We start from the raw sequence: 6,635 nt of genomic DNA, 5'->3' as shown, positions 1-6,635 counted from the left end.
ATTGCACACTACATAGAAGGCAAATATTCAAGACGACATACGCCTTGACGTTTGCAACTGCGGGACCTTGAACCCCGCGTGGATGGAGAACGCCAATGCCTGCCGTGCAGGAAACTATTGATCGTGTCCGTACACTGGACGTGGACCAGTATAAATATGGCTTTGAAACCCTTATCGAAATGGATAAGGCGCCCAAGGGCCTCAATGAAGATATCATTCGCCTGATCTCTGCCAAGAAGAACGAGCCGGAATGGATGCTGGAATGGCGCCTGAAGGCTTTCGAGCGCTGGCAGACGATGGAAGAGCCCACGTGGGCGCGCGTGAATTATCCCAAGATCGACTTCCAGGACATGGTTTACTTCGCTGGACCGAAGAACCAGACGGGTCCTACGTCGCTCGCGGACGTTGATCCCGAACTCCTGCGGACCTATGAGAAGCTTGGCATTCCGCTAAAAGAGCAGGAAATCCTTGCGGGCGTACGCAAACAGGGCGAGCCAAGCCCATCGGACGAAGAAGAAATTAGCGACAACGTCTATAAATCCGGCCGTGTCGCGGTGGATGCCGTCTTTGACAGCGTCTCTGTCGTCACGACCTTCCGGGCGGAACTCGCCAAGGCCGGCGTCATTTTCTGCTCGATCTCGGAAGCGATCCGCGAATATCCTGAACTCGTTCAGAAATACCTCGCTTCGGTTGTGCCGGTCTCCGACAATTTCTACGCTACGCTGAATTCCGCGGTATTTACGGACGGTTCGTTCGTCTACGTGCCGAAAGGCGTACGCTGCCCGATGGAACTCTCGACCTATTTCCGCATCAACGAGCGGGATACCGGCCAGTTCGAGAGGACATTGATCATCGCCGAGGAGGGCGCATACGTCTCCTATCTCGAGGGTTGCACCGCACCGCAGCGCGACGAGAACCAACTGCACGCTGCTGTCGTCGAACTCATCGCCCTCGATGATGCCGAAATAAAGTATTCGACGGTCCAGAACTGGTTCCCGGGCGATGCGGAAGGCAAGGGCGGCATCTACAACTTCGTCACCAAGCGTGGCGATTGCCGTGGCGTCAATTCGAAGATTTCCTGGACGCAGGTCGAGACCGGTTCGGCGATCACGTGGAAATATCCGTCCGTGATCCTGCGCGGTGACAATTCCCGTGGCGAGTTCTATTCGATTGCCGTTTCGAATGGCCACCAGCAGATCGACAGCGGCACCAAGATGCTGCACCTCGGCAAGAACACATCGAGCCGCATCATCTCCAAGGGTATTTCGGCAGGCAAATCGAACAATACCTATCGCGGTCAGGTTTCGGCCCATCGCAAGGCCGAGAACGCACGCAACTTTACCCAGTGCGATTCACTGCTGATCGGCAATGACTGCGGCGCCCATACCGTTCCCTATATCGAGGCGAAGAACGCCACGGCGCAGTTCGAACACGAAGCAACCACCTCCAAGATCTCCGAGGACGCGCTTTTCTATGTAATGCAGCGTGGCATTCCGGAAGAAGAGGCGATTGCCCTCATCGTCAATGGCTTCGTCAAGGAAGTCATTCAGGAACTGCCGATGGAGTTCGCGGTCGAAGCGCAGAAGCTCATCGGCATCAGCCTCGAGGGGAGCGTCGGTTGATGGTAATCGCAACGAAGGAAGAACTCGACAGGCTTCGCCGCCGTTACGAAGAACTCGGTGAAGTCATCGAGGAGTTGACGGATACATTGGCGCGCTCATCCACGGCGACGGAAAGGGTGCTTGAACCCGAGTTGATACGGGCCCGCAAGGAGCTTGCTTCAGTTGTCGAGCGCCTGAAAAGCCTGAGCGGCGACAGTTCGAATTAAAGGGTGGCGGCGAGCCATTCGTCTCAAGGTTGGAATTTAGTGGGATCGCCCTGTCGCTGGTCCATTGGAATACGAAGGAATTACATATGCTGGAAATCAGAAATCTGCACGCACGCATCGCCGAGGACGGTACCGAGATCATTCGTGGCCTGAGCCTGTCCGTCAAAGCCGGCGAGGTCGCCGCGATCATGGGCCCGAACGGCTCCGGCAAGTCAACACTTTCCTATATTCTCGCCGGCCGCGAGGACTACGAGGTGACTGAGGGCGATATCCTTTACAATGGCGAGTCGATCCTCGACCTCGATCCATCGGAGCGCGCAGCGAAGGGCATATTCCTGGCGTTCCAGTATCCGATGGAGATACCGGGCGTCGCCACGATGGAGTTCCTCAAGGTGGCGATGAATTCGCAGCGCAGGGCGCGTGGCGAGGAGCCGCTGAAGATCCCGGAATTCCTGAGCCGCGTAAAGACGGCGGCAGCATCGCTCGATATGGACATCGGCATGCTGAAGCGCCCGCTCAATGTCGGCTTTTCCGGCGGCGAAAAGAAGCGCGCCGAAATCCTGCAGATGAAACTGCTCGAGCCGCAGCTCTGCGTTCTTGACGAGACGGATTCGGGTCTCGATATCGATGCGCTCAAGATCGTTGCTGACGGTGTCAACGCGCTCAGGTCTCCGGATCGTGCCGTAATCGTCATCACGCACTACCAGCGTCTGCTCGACTACATCGTACCGGACTCCGTGCATGTCCTCTACAAGGGTCAGGTGATCAAGTCGGGCGACAAGGAGCTTGCGCTCCACCTCGAAGAGAATGGCTACGCCGATATCATCGGCGAGGCAGCTTGAGGAGCGTCATGATGAATGTTCACACAAGTCGTCAGCCCACGGCCGCGGAAGCTGCGCTGGTCGACGCCTTTGTCGACCGGATGGGCGAACTGCCGGGCGATGGCGAGGTCGCCAGCGCTCGCGATAACGCCATCGAGGCGTTGAAGGCGCAGGGCCTGCCATCGCGCCGCGTCGAAGCCTGGCACTACACCGATCTGCGCACATTGCTGCGCAGCATTGCCGCCCATGACGAGGCCGCAGGTACCAATGCCTTGCCACCGGTCATTGCCGGTTCGGTGGTTGCCGCCGTTTCAAATGGCGTAAGCCTCATTGCCCCACGCGTTGACGGGATTGAGTTCCAGAAATACAGCGAGAAGCTGGCAGATGGATCGGTCATAGCCGATCTCGCGATCCGTGATGGTGACGATACGATCGGTCAGATCAACGCCGCCTATGTCACGGATGGCTGGGCGGTAACGGTTGCTGAAGGACTCGAGCCTGATGCACCCCTTGAACTCCAGAACATCCAGGTGCGTGGCCAGGGCCATGTCCGGTTTCCGGTCAAGTTCGGCAAGGGCGCCAAGGCGACAATCATCGAGCGCCAGGCAGGCGGCGAGGGCGATGGCTTTTCGACAAGCATCAGCAACGTAACCGTTGCCGACGATTGCGAAATCACCTGGATCATCCTGCGCGAGCATGGCGAACAGTCGACGCAGTTCGCACAGTTCATCGCGACGATTGGCAAGAATGCGAAGCTCAACCTTTACATCGTCAATGCCGGCGGCAAACTCGTCCGGCAGGAAGTGCATGTGCTCGCCAAGGGCGAGGGCGGGGACTTCCAGCTTCGCGGCGTCAATCTGCTCGGCGGAGACAGCCATACGGACGTGACGATGACGCTTGGCCACCTTGTCGAGAATACGACTTCGGTAGAAATCATTCGCAACGTTGTGACGGATCGGGCGCGCGGCGTCTTCCAGGGTCAGATCAAGGTCAACAAGATCGCTCAGAAGACCGATGCGCGCATGGCCTGCAATACGCTTTTGCTTTCCGACGACGGCGAATTCGACGCCAAGCCGGAACTTGAGATTTTCGCCGACGACGTCGCCTGCGGTCACGGTGCCACGGTAACCGAAATCGACGGAAACCATCTCTTCTATCTGCAGGCGCGCGGCATTCCGGAGAGCGAGGCACGCGGTCTTCTGATCAAGGCGTTCGTGGCCGAGATCGTCGAAGAGCTTGAGAACGAAGCCTTGGTCGAAGCGTTGGAAGGCATTCTCGACAAGTGGCTCACCGTTCACGTCTGAGCGGCGATCCAGAGGTCAACGGAAAACGGGATAACGCGGCTATCATGGACACCAAGATCATTCAAAGCAGTTACGATGTCGAGGCGATCCGCCGCGACTTCCCGATCCTTTCGCGCGAGGTCTATGGCAAGCCGCTCGTTTACCTCGACAATGGCGCATCGGCCCAAAAGCCGCAGGCGGTGATCGACACGATCACGCACACCTATTCCAACGAGTACGCCAATGTGCATCGTGGCCTGCACTTTCTTTCGAATGCAGCCACCGACGCCTACGAAAAGGCACGTGAAAATGTTCGGCGGTTTCTCAACGCGGCTTCGGTCGATGAAATCGTCTTCACCAAATCTGCGACCGAGGCGATCAATACGGTCGCTTATGGCTACGGCATGCCGAATATCGGCGAGGGTGACGAAATCGTGCTGTCGATCATGGAGCATCATTCCAACATCGTGCCATGGCATTTCATTCGCGAGCGGCAGGGCGCCAAACTCGTCTGGGTGCCGGTGGACGATCAAGGCGCATTCCATATCGAGGAATTCGAGGCGCGGCTGACTGAGCGGACGAAGCTCATCGCGATCACGCATATGTCGAACGTGCTCGGCACGGTAACGCCGATCAAGGATATTGTCCGCATTGCCCATGCACGCGGTATTCCGGTACTGGTCGATGGCAGCCAGGGTGCCGTGCACCTGCCAGTCGACGTCCAGGAACTCGGTTGCGACTGGTATATTTTCACCGGACATAAGATTTACGGGCCATCCGGAATCGGCGTCCTCTACGGGCGCAAGGAAAAACTCGAAGCGATGCGCCCATTCCAGGGCGGCGGCGAAATGATCGAAGAGGTGACGGAGGATATTGTCACCTATAACCATCCGCCTCACCGGTTCGAGGCGGGAACACCGCCGATTGCGCAGGCAATCGGGCTTGGGGCGGCGATTGAATATGTCGAGAAGATCGGTCGGGCTGCCATTCTGGCGCACGAGGAAGACCTTCGCGACTATGCCCATGACCGTCTGCGGCAGATCAATTCGCTGCGCATTTTCGGTGATGCCAAGGGCAAGGGCGCGATTATTTCGTTCGAGCTCGAGGGGATACATGCCCATGACGTATCGATGGTGATCGACAGGGCCGGAGTCGCCGTCCGTGCCGGCACCCATTGCGCTCAACCGCTTTTGAAGCGTTTTGGTGTGACCTCGACATGCCGTGCCTCATTTGCGATGTACAATACGAGAGACGAGATAGATGTTCTCGCCGATGCGCTCGAAAAGGCGCGGAAGTTCTTTGGGTGATGACGATGACCGATAAAGCCGAGATAATTGAGAAGCAAGATACGGTGCCCGCCGATGCCGCGGCGCTGCACACGCCGGTCGGCACCGCGTCGGCTTCCGCTATTCCCGCCGACGAACTGGCGCGGATGACTGATGACATCATCGCAGCGCTGAAGACGGTCTACGACCCCGAAATTCCGGCTGACATCTACGAATTGGGCCTGATCTACAAGGTCGACATCGAAGACGACCGCTCGGTCAAGATTGAAATGACGCTGACGGCGCCGGGCTGCCCCGTGGCTGGCGAAATGACAGGATGGGTGCAGGATGCGGTCGGAGTCATCGAGGGCGTCAGCTACGTCGACGTGACGATGACTTTTGATCCGCCGTGGACGCCGGACCGCATGTCGGAAGAGGCGCAAGTAGCTGTCGGCTGGTACTGACAATAAGCGGGGTTATTCGACTAAAGTCTGGATTGTTACTGCAACCTATTTCGCCGTACAATAGAAAATGTAAGCAATACAGATGTATGAGTAAAAAATAGTATACCACTGACTAAGACGCAGAATGATGTTGAAGGCATAAGGATATTGTGCTTCAAACTGGCAAGTATATTTTTATACTGCACAATTGTCGGTTTGAGATTGGAAATGAACCCCTTCGCCGGGTGTGCTTACCAGCGTTAATATTGCTAACACTCCCGGCGAAGGCGCATTCCACAACTTGTAATTCGAACGCGGTATGGGGCGCTTTTACGGCGCCTCGCAGCCTTCCGGAACGCTTTCTTCGAGCGGCTTGTCGGATTTCTCCAAGGTGCCGTCGAGAATCGACATCGGGACGTATGGCACGCCTTGGATGGCCGGGTTGGCGAGCCTCAAGCGATAACAGCCGTTGACGACTTCGGTTTTGCCATCCTTGCTCGTCGATTCGATGGCGATGGGTTTGCTCCAATAGGCGGACCCGGCAGCGCCTTCACCTTCGGCCTTGCCGAAGAGGACTTTCACCGAGGCGGTGTGCTCGTAACCGGCTTGAAACTCGGGAAACGGCTTCGGCGGACTCTCCGGTGCGTAGTAGCTATAGGCACGCGCATACTCCTGCCGGTCTATAGCGTTGTAATAGGATCGGATAAGCGTTTCCGGGGTACTGCGATTGTCGAGATATTCGGGCGGGGTCTGGTTTTGTCCTTCAGAAGCGGGTTCTGCGGATTTGGGCGGAGTTTGAGCCTGTTCGGGCTGTTTCGTTTCCTGGGCGGTTGCAAGGGACGGAGTAACGACGGCGAATGCGATGCTGCAGTACACAAGATGGCGATAGTTCATGGCTCTCCGCCTCTCAATTGTTGGCCGGGACAGTTTGAACACTTGCGGTGACGGTTGTGTAACATTAACTATGGTAATGTGTGATCGTTCCGCGATCTCGA

At 57.0% G+C, this 6,635-nt stretch carries 7 protein-coding genes; 6 read left to right on the top strand and 1 reads right to left on the bottom strand.

Going from position 1 to position 6,635, the window contains the following annotated elements; genetic code table 11:
• Positions 1-95: 95 nt before the first annotated feature.
• From sufB to AAAB35_RS04830, 6 genes are all read left to right on the top strand, one after another.
• Positions 96-1,622 carry a Fe-S cluster assembly protein SufB gene (sufB, locus tag AAAB35_RS04855; protein WP_340667092.1) on the top strand — a complete coding sequence of 509 codons (1,527 nt, stop codon included), beginning with the start codon at positions 96-98 and terminating at the stop codon, positions 1,620-1,622.
• Positions 1,622-1,828 (top strand): hypothetical protein, encoded by a 207-nt coding sequence (locus AAAB35_RS04850; RefSeq protein ID WP_340667091.1) that lies wholly within the window; start codon positions 1,622-1,624, stop codon positions 1,826-1,828. The genes sufB and AAAB35_RS04850 overlap by 1 nt, the downstream gene beginning before the upstream one ends.
• An 86-nt stretch (positions 1,829-1,914) precedes the next feature.
• Positions 1,915-2,670, top strand: coding sequence for a Fe-S cluster assembly ATPase SufC (sufC, locus tag AAAB35_RS04845; RefSeq protein ID WP_340667090.1), 756 nt, complete (start codon positions 1,915-1,917; stop codon positions 2,668-2,670).
• Between the two features lie 11 nt (positions 2,671-2,681).
• A complete protein-coding gene (gene sufD, locus AAAB35_RS04840; protein WP_340667093.1) occupies positions 2,682-3,953 on the top strand; it encodes a Fe-S cluster assembly protein SufD in 1,272 nt (423 codons plus the stop codon).
• Positions 3,954-3,997: 44 nt separating this feature from the next.
• Entirely contained in the window at positions 3,998-5,239 is a 1,242-nt protein-coding gene (locus tag AAAB35_RS04835; RefSeq protein WP_340667089.1) for a cysteine desulfurase, read from the top strand.
• A gap of 5 nt (positions 5,240-5,244) precedes the next feature.
• Positions 5,245-5,661, top strand: coding sequence for an SUF system Fe-S cluster assembly protein (locus tag AAAB35_RS04830; RefSeq protein WP_340667088.1), 417 nt, complete (start codon positions 5,245-5,247; stop codon positions 5,659-5,661).
• 309 nt (positions 5,662-5,970) lie between these two features.
• Here the strand turns inward: AAAB35_RS04830 and AAAB35_RS04825 are convergent, their stop codons facing one another.
• The gene (locus tag AAAB35_RS04825) at positions 5,971-6,534 is read right to left on the bottom strand and encodes a hypothetical protein (protein WP_340667087.1); all 564 of its coding nucleotides are present in this window, start codon (positions 6,532-6,534) and stop codon (positions 5,971-5,973) included.
• Positions 6,535-6,635: the final 101 nt, after the last annotated feature.

This window comes from Phyllobacterium sp., assembly GCF_037994425.1.
Taxonomy (GTDB): Bacteria; Pseudomonadota; Alphaproteobacteria; order Rhizobiales; family Rhizobiaceae; genus Phyllobacterium.
The sequence above is the reverse complement of the archived record's forward strand: the minus strand, read 5'-3'. Positions and strand labels throughout refer to the sequence as shown.